15 protein-coding genes and 1 pseudogene are annotated in these 15359 nt (G+C 65.6%); 10 read left to right on the forward strand and 6 right to left on the reverse strand.

The window, feature by feature from the left end:
- From EOA32_RS20655 to EOA32_RS20665, 3 genes are all read right to left on the reverse strand, one after another.
- A partial coding sequence (locus EOA32_RS20655; RefSeq protein WP_145971327.1) for a xanthine dehydrogenase family protein molybdopterin-binding subunit occupies positions 1-2126 on the reverse strand: 2126 nt, incomplete at its 3' end.
- Entirely contained in the window at positions 2123-3106 is a 984-nt protein-coding gene (locus EOA32_RS20660; protein ID WP_095778847.1) for a xanthine dehydrogenase family protein subunit M, read from the reverse strand. The genes EOA32_RS20655 and EOA32_RS20660, both read right to left, overlap by 4 nt.
- Positions 3103-3570, reverse strand: a complete 468-nt coding sequence (locus EOA32_RS20665) for a (2Fe-2S)-binding protein (protein WP_348628408.1) — start codon at positions 3568-3570, stop codon at positions 3103-3105. The genes EOA32_RS20660 and EOA32_RS20665 overlap by 4 nt, the downstream gene beginning before the upstream one ends.
- A gap of 480 nt (positions 3571-4050) precedes the next feature.
- Between EOA32_RS20665 and EOA32_RS20670 the strand changes: the two genes are divergently transcribed.
- Positions 4051-4677 carry a TetR/AcrR family transcriptional regulator gene (locus tag EOA32_RS20670; protein ID WP_128372732.1) on the forward strand — a complete coding sequence of 209 codons (627 nt, stop codon included), beginning with the start codon at positions 4051-4053 and terminating at the stop codon, positions 4675-4677.
- 7 nt (positions 4678-4684) lie between these two features.
- Here EOA32_RS20670 and EOA32_RS20675 read toward each other — a convergent pair whose 3' ends face one another.
- The gene (locus EOA32_RS20675) at positions 4685-5578 is read right to left on the reverse strand and encodes a LysR family transcriptional regulator (protein ID WP_128372723.1); all 894 of its coding nucleotides are present in this window, start codon (positions 5576-5578) and stop codon (positions 4685-4687) included.
- A gap of 102 nt (positions 5579-5680) precedes the next feature.
- Here EOA32_RS20675 and ampC point away from each other — a divergent pair.
- Both ampC and bla read left to right on the forward strand, forming a co-directional pair.
- Positions 5681-6839, forward strand: a pseudogene (gene ampC / locus EOA32_RS20680) (class C beta-lactamase).
- A 95-nt stretch (positions 6840-6934) separates the two neighbouring features.
- Positions 6935-7828, forward strand: a complete 894-nt coding sequence (gene bla, locus EOA32_RS20685; RefSeq protein ID WP_128372724.1) for a class A beta-lactamase — start codon at positions 6935-6937, stop codon at positions 7826-7828.
- A gap of 169 nt (positions 7829-7997) precedes the next feature.
- Here the strand turns inward: bla and EOA32_RS20690 are convergent, their stop codons facing one another.
- Positions 7998-8369 carry an endonuclease domain-containing protein gene (locus tag EOA32_RS20690; protein WP_128372725.1) on the reverse strand — a complete coding sequence of 124 codons (372 nt, stop codon included), beginning with the start codon at positions 8367-8369 and terminating at the stop codon, positions 7998-8000.
- 225 nt (positions 8370-8594) lie between these two features.
- Here EOA32_RS20690 and EOA32_RS20695 point away from each other — a divergent pair, with 225 nt between their 5' ends.
- The 5 genes from EOA32_RS20695 to EOA32_RS20715 all read left to right on the forward strand — a co-directional run bounded on the left by EOA32_RS20695 (position 8595) and on the right by EOA32_RS20715 (position 13158).
- Complete coding sequence (locus EOA32_RS20695) at positions 8595-9599, forward strand: LacI family DNA-binding transcriptional regulator (protein ID WP_067001348.1); 1005 nt, start codon at positions 8595-8597, stop codon at positions 9597-9599.
- 278 nt (positions 9600-9877) lie between these two features.
- Positions 9878-10669, forward strand: a complete 792-nt coding sequence (locus EOA32_RS20700; protein ID WP_128372727.1) for a 3-methyl-2-oxobutanoate hydroxymethyltransferase — start codon at positions 9878-9880, stop codon at positions 10667-10669.
- 8 nt (positions 10670-10677) lie between these two features.
- Positions 10678-11685: a sterol desaturase family protein gene (locus EOA32_RS20705; RefSeq protein ID WP_128372728.1), complete on the forward strand. Its 1008-nt coding sequence runs from the start codon at positions 10678-10680 to the stop codon at positions 11683-11685.
- Between the two features lie 114 nt (positions 11686-11799).
- Complete coding sequence (locus EOA32_RS20710) at positions 11800-12762, forward strand: substrate-binding domain-containing protein (protein WP_095778223.1); 963 nt, start codon at positions 11800-11802, stop codon at positions 12760-12762.
- An 81-nt stretch (positions 12763-12843) separates the two neighbouring features.
- Positions 12844-13158: a MocE family 2Fe-2S type ferredoxin gene (locus tag EOA32_RS20715; protein ID WP_128372729.1), complete on the forward strand. Its 315-nt coding sequence runs from the start codon at positions 12844-12846 to the stop codon at positions 13156-13158.
- A gap of 207 nt (positions 13159-13365) precedes the next feature.
- Here the strand turns inward: EOA32_RS20715 and EOA32_RS20720 are convergent, their stop codons facing one another.
- Positions 13366-13665, reverse strand: coding sequence for a hypothetical protein (locus EOA32_RS20720; RefSeq protein WP_067001327.1), 300 nt, complete (start codon positions 13663-13665; stop codon positions 13366-13368).
- A gap of 130 nt (positions 13666-13795) precedes the next feature.
- Here EOA32_RS20720 and EOA32_RS20725 point away from each other — a divergent pair, with 130 nt between their 5' ends.
- Positions 13796-14692, forward strand: a complete 897-nt coding sequence (locus EOA32_RS20725; RefSeq protein WP_128372730.1) for a VOC family protein — start codon at positions 13796-13798, stop codon at positions 14690-14692.
- A 47-nt stretch (positions 14693-14739) separates the two neighbouring features.
- On the forward strand, positions 14740-15342 hold the full coding sequence (locus tag EOA32_RS20730; RefSeq protein ID WP_128372731.1) for a sulfotransferase family protein: 603 nt from the start codon (positions 14740-14742) through the stop codon (positions 15340-15342).
- Positions 15343-15359: the final 17 nt, after the last annotated feature.

Genomic DNA, 15359 nt, shown 5'->3' on the forward strand with positions numbered 1-15359 from the left:
GTCTGGATGTCCGGGATGTCGGCATTGGTCGGCAGCATGTAGTCGGCGAGGTTGCCGTTGACGATCCGGCCATGGCGGCGATCGACGATGCCTTCTTCCAGCAGCGCCTGGCCGATACCCATGATGATGCCGCCCTTCCACTGGCTCTCCGCCAGCTTGGGGTTGTAGAGTCGGCCGGAATCCAGCGCCGACACGACGCGCGACACGCGCACCGTTCCAAAATCCTCGTCGACGCGCACCTCGACGAAATGCGCGCACCAGGAGTGGCGGGAATAATCGCCCTCGGTGTGCGGCAGCGCCATGGCGATGGTGGTGTAGTTGTTGTAGCGCTGCTCCGGCGTGAAGCTGGCCGGAACCGTGTCGCCCTTAGCCTCGATCTTTTCGCGACCGAGGGCGCGCATCAGCTCGGCGATCGAGAACTCCGGGCCGTCACCGCGCGGCGAGCCGATGCGGCCCCCTTTCACTTGAAGCGTGTTCGCCTGCAGCCCATGGAAGGGCGAGCGCGGATCGGAGAGCGCCAGCCCGATCAGCTCGTCGAGCGCCTGGCCCGCCGCCTTGTAGACGGCGCCGGTCATGACACCGGCAAGCCGCGAGCCGCCGGTGACGCCGGCGCGGGCGAAGTGGGAATCCCCCAGCCTCACCGACACCTTCTCCACCGGCACGCCAAGCGTCTCGGCCGCGGTCTGCGCCAGGATCGTGTAGGTGCCCTGGCCCATGTCGATGGAGGAGCTCTCGACCTCGACCGAGCCGTCGGCCAGGAGCTTCACCACGGCCTCGCCATAGGCGCGCCGAACCGGATAGGTGCCGGCCGCGACGCCCCAGCCGATGAGCTGGTGGCCGTCACGCATCGAGCGCGGCTCGCGCGAACGCTTGGCCCAGCCGAAGGCTTCCGCGCCGGCGGCGAAGGCCTCGCGCAACTGCCTTGTCGACCACGCCTTCTTCGCGTGGGGATCCTGCTCGGCATAATTGATCAGCCGCATCTCCAGCGGGTCGATACCGAGTTCATGGGCGAGCTCGTCGATGGCGCATTCGATACCGAAGGCGCTCGGGTTCTCGCCCGGCGCGCGCTTCGCCCCCGGCACCACCGTGTTCACCCTGACCACATTCTGTTTCGAGGAGAAATTGGGCGTCGCATACATGATCGAGGTGACGGAGCCGAGCGGCTCGACCCACATGCCGTCAACCGCCGTCTCGTTGACGCCGCGATGCACGATCGACTGGATGCGGCCCGCCTTGTCGGCGCCGATCGCAACAGTCTGGCGCGTCGCGGCGCGGCCGCCATAGGAGGTGAAATTCTGCGGGCGGTTGAGCACCAGCTTCACCGGGCGTCCGAGCATCTTTGCCGCTGCCGCGGCCACCGCGCTGTGCGCGAGCGCCAGCGCCTTGGAGCCGAAGCCGCCGCCGATATAGGGCGAGACCAGCCGCACATTCTCGAACGGCACGCCAAACCATTCGGCATAGGTGCGCGCCATGCCGTCGAGCCACTGGCTCGGTTCCCAGATGGTGAGCTGGTCGCCCTCCCAGCGCGCGATCAGCCCGTGCGGCTCCATCGCCGCCTGGAACTCGCGCGGCGTGTTGTAGGCGGCGCAGACGCGCACCGGTGCCTCGGCGAAGGCGGCCTCGGGGTCGCCCCATTCCTTGGTCATGGCGTCGACCGGAATACCGTCGCTGCCGTCGCTGAGGTCGACGATTGCCGGCGTCTCGTCATAGCTGACCTTGACCAGCGCCGCGGCGGCGACGGCCTGCTCGAAGGTCTCGGCCACGACGGCAGCAATGTGCTGGCCGGAAAAGGTGACCTCGCGGACGAGCGGGCAATAGGTTTCTTCGGACGGCTGTCTGCCGAACCAGTCCGATGCCGAATTCAGTTCCATGATGGTGTCGGGCGTCAGCACGGCGAGCACGCCTGGCGCGGTTTCCGCCGCGCGCGTGTCGATGCCGGTGACCTTGCCGGCGGCAATCGTCGCGCCGACCAGTACCGCATGGGTCAGGCCTTCGAGCTGCTGTTCGAACGCGTAATGCGCCGCGCCGGTGATCTTGGCCGGGCCGTCGACGCGCGACAGGCGCCCGCCCACCGCTTCGAGGCGCGCGCTGTCGGAGCCTGCGTGTTTCATGTCATGAACGGTCATGCCGTTTCTCCCAATTGGAGGATGGCGCGCGCGATCACGCGGGGCGCCAATGCGATCTTGTAGTGGTTGGCGCCGTGGTCGACGGCGCCCTCCATGACGAGCTCGCTCGCTTTGCGAACGGACGCTTCGTCGAGCGGCTTGCCCTTCAGCGCCTCTTCGACGGCGCGCGCCCGCCACGGTTTCGTCGCGACGCCGCCGACCGCGACGCGGATGTCGCGTATGGTGCGGCCGTCGCCCTCGAGCTCCAGTCCGACGGCAGCGCTCGCCGCCGCGAACTCATAGGACTGGCGGTCGCGGACCTTGAGATAGGTCGACCGCCGGGCCGCGGCCGAGCCCGGGATCTCGATGGCCGTGATCATTTCGCCGGGGCGGATGTCGTGCTCGCGTTCGGCCGTGGCGCCAGGGGCGAGGAAGAAGTCCTCGACCTTCAGCTTCCGCTCGCCGAGATCGACCTCGGCGTCGAAGGCGACCAGCGCGATGGCAAGATCGCCCGGATAGGTGGCGATGCAGGCTTCGCTGGTGCCGAGCACCGCATGGCCGCGCGTGACGCCGCCGATCGCCGAGCAGCCGCTGCCCGGCTCGCGCTTGTTGCAGGCCGGGAAGTTCTGCGGATCGCGGAAATAGGGACAGCGCGTGCGCTGCATCAGGTTGCCGCCGATGGTCGCCATGTTGCGCAGCTGCGCCGAGGCCGCCTGCCACAACGCTTCCGAAACCGCTGGGAAGTGGCTTTTCACCTCGGCGTTGTCGGCGACATGGCTCATCTTGGCCAGCGCGCCGATGACGGCGCGGTCGGCGGTTACATCAATGGCGTTGAGCCCCTCGATATGGCTGATGTCGATGACGGTGGCCGGTTCGGCGACGCCGCATTTGGCGAGATCGATGAGCGTCGTGCCGCCGGCAAGCAGCATGGCGCCGGGAAGGGCGGCCGCGTTGCGCGCGGCCTCGACGCTGTCGGCGCGAAGATAGGAAAAGTCTCTCATGAGCGGAGCTCCCTAGCTGCCTGGCGGACGGCGGCGACGATGTGCGGATAGGCGCCGCAGCGGCACAGATTGCCGGCCATGTATTCGCGGATCTCCTCGTCGGAGCCGGCATGGCCCTCGCGGATGCAGGCCACCGCCGACATGATCTGTCCCGGCGTGCAGTAGCCGCACTGGAATGCATCCTGTTCGAGGAATGCGGCCTGCACGGCGTGCAGCGTGCCGTCTTCGTCGGCGAGCCCTTCTATTGTCGTGATCGAGCGTCCCTCGACCTGGGCGGCGAGCGTCAGGCAGGCGAGCACCCGCTCACCCTCGACATGGACCGTGCAGGCGCCGCACTGGCCCTGGTCGCAGCCCTTCTTGGTGCCGGTGAGGTGGAGCCGCTCGCGCAGCGCGTCGAGCAGGGTAACCCGCGGCTCGATATCGAGCGCGTGGTCACGGCCGTTGATGGTGAGGTGGATGGACAAGGTGGTGGGGCTTGCGCCGTTGCTGGCCTGGCCGTTCCTGAAATGGCCGTCTTCGGGAGGGTCGATGATTGTCTGGCTGGTCATGAGGCGTCGGGCTCCGATTGCTGGACGCTAGGGGGAGGGAAATGGGGCTTGGGAGGAGAGGGGCAAGGCGTCGAAGCAGCTAATCTCCCCCCTTGCGGGGGAGATGCCCGGCAGGGCAGAGGGGGTCGTCTCACGTCGAGCGCCAACGTCCTCGCGCGTCGCGCGCCAGCAAGGCGCTTCACGCGCCAGCAAGGCGTTTCACGCGCGGCGACCCCCTCTGTCGCCTTCGGCGACATCTCCCCCTCGAGGGGGGAGATTAGGCGCTTACCCCGTGACATATCGCTTCCCCTGATTATATGATAAGACAACTCCACTAAAACGGAGGCGCCTCCGTTTATTTACGTGGGGGCTGACCCGCATAGGTTCAAGCCCCATATTGCGAGAGTGGAGAAAAAACTGACTGAACAGCCCCCGGAGCTTGCCGAAAAGCCTGAAACGCCGGCGCCAAAGCCGCTGCGCGCCGATGCGCGGCGCAACCGCGACAAGCTTGTCGAGGCGGCGGCGCAGGCGTTTGCGGCCGAGGGTGTCGATGCCTCGCTGGAGGAGATCGCCAAGCGGGCAGGAGTCGGCATCGGCACGCTCTACCGGCATTTCCCGACGCGCGAGCATCTGGTCGAGGTGGTCTACCGCCGCGAGGTGGAAGGGCTCTGCCATGCGGCCGAGGAACTCGCCGGCGCTCATCCGGCCGATGTCGCGCTGGAACTCTGGATGCAGCGCTTCGTCGACTATATCGCCACCAAACGCGGTCTGGCGACAAGCCTGCGGCTGCTGCTCACCACCAACTCGACGCTGTTCTCCGATACCTCAGGCCGCGTATCCGGCGCGCTGAAGGGGCTGGTCGAACAGGCCGCAGCTGCGGGGAAGATCCGCGCCGACGTCGATGCGTCGGACGTGCTGCATGCGCTGGGCGGCATCTACTCCGCCCCCAACACGCCCGACTGGCGGGACCGCTCGGGGCGGCTGGTGAAGCTCTTGATGGATGGGCTGAGGTTCGGGGCATCGGAGGCGGCGAAAGCCGGCTGAAACACGGCTAGCTGGGCGCGCTTCGTCTGTCCGGTTCCAAGCTGGTGATCCAGTCCGCAAAGGCCGACATCGCGACGGTCGGTTCCCTGGACTTCAACTTGGTCAGCCAATAGCTGCCGAGCGATATGGAGGCCTGGAAAGGGCGCCTTATCGACCCCTTGCTCAGTTGTCGCGAAAACATCAGCGCCGGAGCCAGCGCAACGCCTGCCCCTTGTTCGGCGGCTTCCATCATCGCCAGTGAAGAATCGAAGACGATCGCGCTCGCGAAGTTCGCAGGCGCTTCCATACCGGCGGCCTCGAACCAGCGGCTCCATTCGTCCTGACGGTAGCTGCGCAGCAAGGTAAGCGCGCCGAGGTCCTGCGGCGCGTGAAGCGTCGCCGCCAGTTCCGGCGTGCAAAGCGGCGTCAGAGCTGCTTCGAAAAGTTCAGTCGCATGAAGGCCATTCCAGGCGCCGTTGCCGAAGCGGATCGAAAAATCCAATCCCTCGGCCGCCAGGTCGACGCGGTTGTTGTTGGTGGACAGGCGCAGCTCGACGAACGGATGGGTGCGCCGGAAGTCTTCCAGTCTCGGAAGCAGCCAGCCGACGGCGAAGGTTCCGACGGCGCCGACGACGAGCGGTTCGCGCAGTTTTCCAGATCCGACCCGCTCCAGCGATCGCGCCAGGCGGTCGAAGGCGTCGCCGACGATCGGCAGCAGAGCCTCGCCTTCCGCCGTGATCTTGAGGCCGCGAGGCAACCTGCGAAACAGCTGCACGCCGAGCCGCTGTTCGAGCGATCGAACCTGCTGGCTAACGGCGGCCTGCGTCACCGCCAACTCGATGCCGGCGCGTGTGAAGCTGAGATGCCTGGCCGACGCCTCGAAGGCCCGCAATGCATTGAGCGGCAGGTAAGGTCGAACCATCGATGCCCAAGATTATCTTATAGCTGTTGCGATTTATCATCGTTTGTAGCCGGTTCGAAGGGGTCATAAACCCGCAATCGTCCGATCCAGAGGGAGCAGATCATGTGCAGCCGGCTTCGCTTCACCATCGCTGCCGTCGTCCTCGCCTGCGCGCCGGGCAGCCTGTCGGGCGCTCGTGCCGCCGATCAGGACGCCAAGGTAAGGCAGCTAGTCGATGAGGCGGTGAAGCCGGTGATCGCCCAGTACGACATTCCGGGGATGGCCGTCGCCGTGTCCGTGAACGGCGAGCGCTTCTTCATCGACTATGGCGTGGCCGAGAAGGACACCCAGGCAGCCGTCACGCGCGATACGTTGTTCGAGCTCGGCTCAATCAGCAAAACCTTCACCGCGACGCTCGCGGCCTATGCCGAGGTCGAGGGCAAGCTCGCACTTGGCGACAAGGTCGGCAAGCACATGCCCGAGCTTCAGGGCAGCGCGCTGGGCGATGTCAGGCTGCTCGACCTCGCCACGCACACGGCCGGCGGTTTCCCGCTGCAACTGCCCGATACGGTGAAGACGCAAAAACAGCTCATCGCCTATTATCGCCAATGGAAGCCGCAATTCGCGGCCGCCACCACCCGCACCTACGCCAACCCGAGCATCGGCCTGCTCGGGATGGCCACCGCCAAGGCGATGGGCGCGAGCTTTCCGGCGCTGATAGAAAGACGGCTGTTGCCGGAATTGGGCTTGCGGCGAACTTACGTCAACGTCCCGGCCGCACAGATGAAATCCTACGCCTGGGGCTACAACCGCAACGACAAGCCTGTCCGCGTCACCCCGGCATTGCTCGCCGAAGAGGCCTACGGGATCAAGTCGAACGCAGTCGACATGATCCGCTTCATCGAGGCCAACATGGGCGTCGGCAAGGTGCCGGACGATGTCGCACGCGCGCTCGAAGCCACCCACACCGGTTATTTCCGCGCGGGCGAACTCATCCAGGATCTGATCTGGGAGCAGTATCCCTATCCGGTCGACCTGGCGAAGATCGTCGCCGGGAACGCGCCCAGTATGCTGCAGCCGATCCCTGCAACTGCGATCGAGCCGCCGATGGCGCCACGCGCCGACGTGGTGCTCGACAAGACCGGCGACAAACGGCTTCGGCGCCTATGTCGCCTATGTCCCGTCGAGGAAGATCGGCATCGTCATGCTGGCGAACAAGGCTTACCCGAATGAGGCGCGAGTCAGGGCGGCCTACCAGGTGCTGTCGCGGCTCACCGACTAGCCGCGCGTCCGATCGCTTCGGCGCTCCTGGGCCAATGCACTTTTCACCGGCGCTCCGCCTGCGCCCCAAAAAACCTGCCCAAAATGGAGAAACAGATGACCTCGATCACCCGGCGTTCAGCGCTTGCCGGCGCATTCGCATCCTTGCCGATCGTCCGTATCCAGGCGGCGACGCGGCCGGGCAAGGCCGATGTGGTGGCCGCGACCAAGGCGGTCGAAGCGCTCGAAGCCAGGAATGGCGGGCGCCTGGGCGTCATGATTCTCGATATCGGGACCAACGCCGCGATCGAGTACCGGGCGGACGAGCTGTTTCCGATCACCAGCACCTTCAAGTTCCTCGCCGCCGCGGGCGTGCTCAAGGCCGTCGATGACGGCAAGGCCAAGCTCGACGACCGCATCGTCTATGCCGCGTCCGATGTCGAACCGGGCTATTCGCCGGTCACGAAGGAGCACTCCGGCGAGGGCATGACGCTTGAGGATGTCTGCGCCGCGGCGGTTGTGTGGAGCGACAACACCGCCGGCAACCTTTTGCTCAGGGTGCTTGGCGGGCCGCAGGGCCTCACTCGTTTCGCACGCACGCTCGGCGACGACGTCACCCGGCTCGACCGCACCGAGCCGACGCTGAACACGGCCATCCCCGGCGACAAGCGCGATACGACCAGCCCGAGGGCGGCGCTTGGCGACGCCAGGCGCATCCTGCTGGGGGACGCGCTGTCGCCGGCATCTCGCAAACGGCTCGAGGCCTGGCTGATCGAAGACAAGGTTGGCGCGGCGCGAATTCGTGCCGGGCTGCCCGCAACGTGGGGCATCGGCGACAAGACCGGCAGCGGCGACAATGGAACGACCAACACCGTCGCGCTCCTGTGGCCGCCCAACGGCGCCCCCATTCTCGCGGCCGTCTACTACACCGGGTCCACTGCGCCGCGGGCCTCGCGCGAGGCAGTCCACGCCGATATGGCCCGCATCATCGTCGAGACGTTCGCGGGATAGTGCGGCCTGGGCGGCGCCGACGGCCGAACGGGGCCAAACCCGGCGACGGCGGCGTTTATGTTTTGAATGTTGGAGTGCCCTGCTGGGAGCCGGCGCTGAAGCTGCCAATCTCCCCCCTCGTGGGGGAGATGTCCGGCAGGACAGAGGGGGGCGCTGTCCCGCCGGCGTCTCAGGTCGGTCCAGCCAATCCCGCCGCGATAACAATGTGCTGACAGACATTGTCGATGTCGCGGAGGACATCGTCGTTCCAGAAGCGCAGCACCGTCCAACCGTCCTGTTCCAGTCGCTTCGTCCGGATCGCATCAGCATCCGCACGCTCAGCATCGCCATGCTGCGATCCATCCACCTCGACGATCAGCCTCTTCTCCGGGCAGGCGAGGTCGACGATGTAGCCTGCGATCGGAAACTGCCTGCGGAAGCCCAGGCCCATCAGCCGATGCGCGCGAAGTTCGTTCCAGAGCTTCAGCTCTGCGTCGGTCATAACCTTGCGCATCGATTTCGCATTGGCGCGATGTCTGGGTGGTAAGGGTGTATGCGGCATGCTCGAGCGGTGGGACTGAGGTTTGTTTCGCCAAGGCTTCTACTCTACGGCGCCCCCCTCTGTCCTGCCGGACATCTCCCCCACGAGGGGGGAGATTGGCAGCTTCGCCGAAGGCGCCATCTCCTGATGACCGGCAGGGCAGGGGCGCGCTACCTGTTCTTGGAAATCGATTGGCGCCTGGATACTTTGTCTTCTTACCAACTCAGCACCCCCAGGAGCCCGCCCATTCCAAAGCCCACCTTTCTCGAGATCGCCCGCCGCGCCGGGGTCGGCACGGCGACGGTGGAGCGCGTTTTGAACGGCAGGGGCGGGGTGCGCCCCGAGACCGTCGAGAAAGTGGTGGCGGCGGCGCGCTCGCTCGATTATCCGCGCCGGCTGCCGGAAGCGCATCGGGGCGTCATCCGCATCGAGGTGATCCTGGTCAGGCCCGACGCCACGTTCTTCGCGCGCCTCTCCCGCGCCTTCGAACGCATCGCGGCGACGCTCGACCGCTCGATCGCCGTCCACCGCACCTTTCTCGACGAGGCCAATCCGGCGGCGATCGCCAAGCGCATCCTCGAACCGGAGATGCGGCGCGCCGCGCTGATCCTCGCCGTGCCCGACCATCCGCTGGTGAGCGCGGCCGTGGCGAAGCTGGAGGCGGAAAACATCCCGACGGTGCAGATCGTCACCCAGATCTCCGGCACCAAGAGCACCTATGTCGGCATCGACAATTACGCCGCCGGCCGCATGGCGGGGCTGCTGATGGCGAAGATGCAGCGGCGGCCGGGCAAGGTGGTCGCGATCTGTCACAGCCAGATCTATCGCGTCCACCGCGACCGCGTGCGGGGCTTCTTCGACTATCTGATCGACGAGGGGCGGGATTTCGAACCCATCGCCACCCTGTTCGGTTTCGACAACGGCGACCGCAATGCCGAGCAGCTGCATGAGGCGTTTGTGCGCTGGTCCGACCTTGCCGGCCTGTACAATGCCGGTGGCGCCAACACGGCGCTGAACGAAGTGCTGCGCCGGCACCCACGCGGTCGCGACGTCTTCTTCGTCGGCCATGAACTGACCGAGCGCAGCACGCGCGGCCTGCGTGACGGCACGATGGACGTCGTGCTCGACCAGGCGCCGGAGGCGCAGGCGCGCCGCGCCATCGACCTGGTGTTGGCGGCGCTCAACCTGCACGACCTGCCGGTCGACAACCCGCCGATCCGCTTCATCACCTTCACCGCCGAGAACCTTTGATCTGATTTGATCAAGGTTGCGCGAGCCTTGGCCGGCATCGCGGTGCTAACTCGTCCGCGAACGGGAGACGAGCATGTGCGAATTCTCCCCCTCATCCGGCCGCTGCGCGGCCACCTTCTCCCGAGCGGAGAAGAGGGCCGGCACCGACGCAGCCTGGCTCCTCTCTCCCTGGGGAGAGGTCGGATGGCCCCGAATTGCGCTTCGCAATTCGGCGAGCAATCCGGGTGAGGGGGAGCTTTCACAAGCCTGATCGTCGGCCCGCGAACGGGAGATCATCGGTGACAAGACGCTTGACGGCCTACGACCTGCAAAGCGCCAAGGGCAGCAGGAAATGGCTGCAGCTGCATGTCGACACGCCGGCCGAGGCGGCGGCCGCGGTCGCCTGCGACATCGTCATCCTCTCCTGCGAGCCCGATCACAATCTGGAATCGATCCGCCAGGCGGCGCCTTACGCGTTCCTCTCCGTCGGCATGCCGCATGGCGCGGTCGCGTCGCCCGAGGAAGCGGTGCGGCTGGGCTTCGCCATGATGAAGCGCGGCGCCGACGCGGTCTATTCATCGCACTCGCCGCGCTTCATCGAGGCGATGGCCGCGGAAGGCATTCCCGTCACCGGCCATGTCGGCCTGGTGCCGAACCGCGCCACCTGGACGAATTTCCGAGCCGTCGGCCGCACGGCGGAAGAGGCCTTCAAGGTGCTGCGCGCGGCCAAGGACCTGGAGAATGCGGGTGCGGCCTGCATCGAGGTCGAGGTGGTGCCTGTCAGGCTCGCCGACCACATCACCCGCTCGACGCCGCTGATCACCATGGGCATGGGCTGCGGCACTGCCTGCGACACGCAGTATCTCTTCTCCTGCGACGTGCTGGGCACCCACACCGGCCACTATCCGCGCCATGCCAAGCGCTATGCCGACTTCGTCACGCTGGAGGCCGAGTTGCAGGAAAAGCGCATCAGTGCTTTCCGCGCCTTCGGCCGCGACGTCGCCGCAGGCAGCTACCCGGAAGCGAAGCACCAGGTGGACATGGACGATGCCGCCTATGACCGCTTCCTCACGCTTTCTCAATCGCTGTGAGACCAGCCATGGACGACCTGCAATACGGCACGCGCAACAAGAGGGGCGATTGGTTCCCGAACGAACCGGCCGGCACCGCGCCGCTCTTTGCGTTTCCGCCGCGACCGCTGGCGCTGCTGAAGTGGCTGCCGCATTATTTCCTGCCCTACAACCTGCTCTTCGCCCTCTCGGCAGTGGTGTGGTGGCGCTACGTGCTGCCCGACGTCGAGACGATGAAGACGCTCGCCATCGGCTGGATCCTGCGCCTGTTCATCGTCAACTGCGCGGCGCTGCTTGTCTTCTTCGGCGCTTTCGAGCTTCGACTCTACATTTTGAGAGCCCAGGGCAACCGCTTCAAATACAACGGCAAATGGCCCTCGGAGCAGAAGAGCAAAGCCTTCTTCTTCGAGAACCAGAACATCGACAACATGCTGCGCACCTTCGGCACCGGCATGCCGATCTGGACGGCGATCGAGGTGGCGATCCTCTACGCCTACGCCAACGGCTACGTGCCGTGGCTGACCTTCGCGGAGAATCCCGTCTACCTGTTCTGTCTGGCGCTGGTGGTGCCGATCATCCACGAGACGCATTTCTTCCTGCTGCACCGGACGATCCATTGGGGGCCGCTCTACAAATGGGTGCATTCGGTGCACCACAATTCGGTCAACCCGTCGCCCTGGTCGTCGCTGTCGATGCATCCGGTGGAGCAGCTCGGCTATCTCGGCGTCGCCTTCTGGCACCTGATCATTCCGTCCAACCCGCTGCTGGCGCTCTACCAGCTCCACTATGCCGGCTTCGGCGCGATCCCGGGCCATGTCGGCTTCGACAAGGTCGAACTGACGGAGGACAGATCGGTCGATAGCCACGCCTATATCCATTACCTGCACCACAAATATTTCGAGGTGAACTACGGCGACGGCCTGATCCCGTTCGACCGCTGGTTCGGCACCTTCCACGACGGCAGCAAGGACGGCGAGGCGCGCATGCAGGCCCGCTACGAGAAGAAGAAGGCGCGCGCCAACGCCGCCGCGAAATGACAGCCGCATGGAAAGCCACGTGGCCGGCCTGAGCCGCCTACTTCAACGATCCCGAAAGGGCCGGCGAACAAGACAGGAGTGAGCCGGCACTCCAAATCCAGAGGGAGGAAACCCGTGAAGAAACTTCTCATCTCGACGGCGCTCGCCGCTTTGATGACGACCGCGTTCGCGACTGTCTCGACCGGCGCCTTCGCCGCCAAGCTCGGCGTCTCGATCGTCAACTTCGACAACAATTTCCAGACGCTGCTGATGCATGGCATGCAGGCCCGCGCCAAGGAGAAGGGCGCCGACATCCAGGTCGAGGATGCCCAAAACGACGTCGCCAAACAGCTCGACCAGGTCAAGAATTTCATCGCCAGCGGTGTCGACGCCATCATCGTCACGCTGGTCGACACCAATGCCTCGAAGACCATCAGCGAGGAAGCCGCCAAAGCCGGCATTCCGCTGGTCTTCGTCAACCTGGAGCCATCGGACATGAAGAACCTGCCGGAGAAGCAGGTCTATGTCGGCTCGAACGAGGTCGAGTCCGGCACGCTGGAAGCTTTCGAGGTCTGCAAGATGCTGCGCGCCAAGGGCAAGTCGGCCGGCGCTACGGCCTACATCATCATGGGCAGCTTGGTGCATCAGGCAGCGCTCCAGCGCACCAAGGATGTCGAGCAGATCTTTTCGACCGACATGTGCAATTTCATCAAGGTCACCGACAAGCAGTCGTCCGAATGGTCGCGCGACAATGCGCAGAACCTGATGACCAACTGGCTGACTGCCGGCCCGGCGCCCGACGCCGTCATCGCCAACAACGACGAATCCGCCATCGGCGCCATCCTGGCGCTCAAGGCCAACGGCGTCGACCTGAAGAACGTCGTGGTCGGCGGCATCGATGCCACGCAGGACGGGCTCCAGGCGATGAAGGCCGGCGAGCTCTCGGTCACGGTGTTCCAGAACGCCAAGGGCCAGGGCGGCGGCGGTGTCGATGCCGCGCTCGCGCTCGCCAAAGGCGAGAAGGTCGACCGCGTCGTCTATGTGCCGTTCGAACTGGTGACGTCCGCCAACGCGGCGGAATACCTGAACAAGAACTAGACCCGGATCATCGGGGCGGCTCTTCGCCGCCCCGATGGGTTCGCGCGATCTGAAGGCAAGACAGATCTGAAGGGAAGAAAAATGACCGGTTGGATCAGGGCCTGCGGGCTCGACGACATCGAACAGGAAGGCGCCCGCCGCTTCGACCATGGCGGCAAGACCTATGCCGTCTTTCGCTCGCCCGACGACGAGGTCTTCTGCACCGACGGGCTCTGCACGCATGAGGCGGTGCACATCGCCGACGGCCTGGTCATGGACTACGAGGTCGAATGCCCAAAGCACGCCGGCGCCTTCGACTATCGCACCGGAGCCGCCAAGCGCCTGCCGCCATGCATCAATCTCAGGACCTATCCGGCGAAGGTCGAGACGGGAGCGGTGATGGTGGCGGTGGAGTAGGGCGCGCTGCTAATCTCCCTCCTTGAGGGGGAGATGTCGCCGAAGGCGACAGAGGGGGTCGTCTAACGTCGAGCGCCAGCGTCCTTCCCTGACGACGATCATGTCGGCGATCTACGTGGGACGACCCCCTCTGTCCTGCCGGACATCTCCCCCTCAAGGGGGGAGATCAGCTGTCACGGCCGCTTTCGCCAATCGCCAAAGAGAGACTCAAATCCCCTCGCCATCCACCAGCGGGACGTCCTCTCCTTCCCAGGGGCTCGGCAACGAACCTCGCCCCGCCGTGGGCAGCGGCATCCAGCATCTCAACTCCGGCTCGGCATATTCGACGATGCGTCCGGGCGATGAATCCGACGCCCGCCAGCCTTCCTCGCCGAACTGGTCGGCGCGCGACCAGTAGGCCATGTCGACCTCGGCCGGTCCCTGTTCGGACGAGCGCACCGTCACCAGGATGCGACTGCCGTCCCGCGGCGCGCTCGCCATGTTGCGCCAGTGGTCGGTCTCGTCCATGTGGTCTCCTCCCAAGAAGCTTCGCGGCAATAGTCGCCGCCCGCCGGGGAGGGGTCAACCCGAACTTGGCGCGAGACAGAAATATCGTTCACGGCTAATATGTTCGCCGACCGCAATCGGACGGACGACGATGGACGAAGGGTTGCCTCAAGCCACCCGTCTCGGGCCGGTCCATCTCAGGGTGACCGACATCCCGGCTGCCTTGATCGTCTGGCGCGATACGCTCGGATTGGCGGTCCTCGGCGAGGATGCCGCCACGGCGGAGCTCGGCGCCGGCGGGCGGAAGCTTATCGTGCTCCACGCCGGAGCGCAGATCGCCCTGCCGCAGAAATCGCGCGATCTCTTCCATGTCGCCATCCATGTGACGAGCCGCCGCGACCTCGCGCACACCGCCGCCCGGCTTAAGGCTTCCGGCTTGCGCTACAGCGCCCAGGACCACCTGGTTTCGGAATCGCTCTACGTTTCCGACCCGTCCGGCAACGGCATCGAGATCTGCTTCGACACGCCGGAACGCTGTCTGCGCCGCGAGGTGTCGGCCGATGGCCGCGTGGCGCTGATCGGCACCGACGGCAGCGCGCATTCCGGGCTCGAGCCGCTCCATGTCCCGGGCCTTTTGCGCGACCTCGGCAATTCCGGCCATGTCGAGCAGAGGATGGCGAAGAACGCCTTTATCGGCCACATCCATATGCGCGCCCGCGCGCCGGAGGAACTGATGGAATTCTATGTCGGCGTGCTCGGCTTCCGCCCGCACATCCAGTCGAGAAGCTTCGGCATGTTCGACTGCGGCACCGGGAGCCGGCCGCATATGGTCGCCTTCAATATCTGGGCGCGTGACGAGCTGCGCGAGCCGCCGCCGGGTGCCGCCGGCCTCGACCATTTCACGGTTGAGCTTGCATCGGTCGAGGAGCTGGCTGCGCTGGAACGCAGGCTCGATGCCGCCAACCTGCCGCCGAAAAAGATCGCCGGTGCCGTGGAAACCGCGGATCCGGAGGGCAATAGGCTGCGGTTCGTGCTTCGGGAAGGTTGATCGCGCCGCAGCGGACCATTGGGGAAGACAAGTGGGAGGAGGGGAGAATGACCATCAGGGTGATAGGAACCGGCTTCGGCCGCACCGGCACGGATTCGATGCGCGAGGCGCTGACCATGCTCGGCTTCGGCCCGTGCCATCACATGACGGAGGTCATGGCGCATGCGGAGCAGAAGCGGCTCTGGCGAGCGCTCGCCAAAGGCGCAGCGCCGGATTGGGATCGGCTCTTTGCCGGTTATAAATCCTGCGTCGACTGGCCCTCGGTGCATTACTGGCGCGAGCTGATCGAAGTCTTTCCGCAAGCGCGCGTCATCCTCACCTGGCGCTCGCCGGAAAGCTGGTGGGAGAGTTTCGCAAAAACCATCCTGCCGGCCGTCATTGACAGCCAGGATCAGGAGTCGTTGGGCGTCGCCCTTGTCACGAAGCAGGTTTTCGATGGCCGTCCGCAGGACCGCGCGCATGCGATTGCCGTCTATGAGGCCAATATCGAAGCGGTGCTGAAGACGGTGCCGGCCGAGCGCCTGCTGGTTCACAAGCTGGGCGACGGCTGGGCGCCGCTCTGCGCCCATCTCGGCGTTCCGGTCCCGGACGAGCCCTATCCCAACCGCAACACCACGAAGGAGTTCCGGACGGCGCTTTCGTTGAATTGAAGGGAAGGGAGGGGAAT

The organism is Mesorhizobium sp. M1A.F.Ca.ET.072.01.1.1 (assembly GCF_004023325.1).
In the GTDB taxonomy this organism is placed as follows: domain Bacteria; phylum Pseudomonadota; class Alphaproteobacteria; order Rhizobiales; family Rhizobiaceae; genus Mesorhizobium.

What these genes read in the sequence shown, in the direction of transcription:
- EOA32_RS20660 (WP_095778847.1), bottom strand. Translation starts at nt 3,106, where the DNA reads ATGAGAGACTTTTCCTATCTTCGCGCCGACAGCGTCGAGGCCGCGCGC.
- EOA32_RS20675 (WP_128372723.1), bottom strand. Translation starts at nt 5,578, where the DNA reads ATGGTTCGACCTTACCTGCCGCTCAATGCATTGCGGGCCTTCGAGGCG.
- bla (WP_128372724.1), top strand. Translation starts at nt 6,935, where the DNA reads ATGACCTCGATCACCCGGCGTTCAGCGCTTGCCGGCGCATTCGCATCC.
- EOA32_RS20690 (WP_128372725.1), bottom strand. Translation starts at nt 8,369, where the DNA reads ATGCCGCATACACCCTTACCACCCAGACATCGCGCCAATGCGAAATCG.
- EOA32_RS20705 (WP_128372728.1), top strand. Translation starts at nt 10,678, where the DNA reads ATGGACGACCTGCAATACGGCACGCGCAACAAGAGGGGCGATTGGTTC.
- EOA32_RS20715 (WP_128372729.1), top strand. Translation starts at nt 12,844, where the DNA reads ATGACCGGTTGGATCAGGGCCTGCGGGCTCGACGACATCGAACAGGAA.
- EOA32_RS20720 (WP_067001327.1), bottom strand. Translation starts at nt 13,665, where the DNA reads ATGGACGAGACCGACCACTGGCGCAACATGGCGAGCGCGCCGCGGGAC.
- EOA32_RS20725 (WP_128372730.1), top strand. Translation starts at nt 13,796, where the DNA reads ATGGACGAAGGGTTGCCTCAAGCCACCCGTCTCGGGCCGGTCCATCTC.
- EOA32_RS20730 (WP_128372731.1), top strand. Translation starts at nt 14,740, where the DNA reads ATGACCATCAGGGTGATAGGAACCGGCTTCGGCCGCACCGGCACGGAT.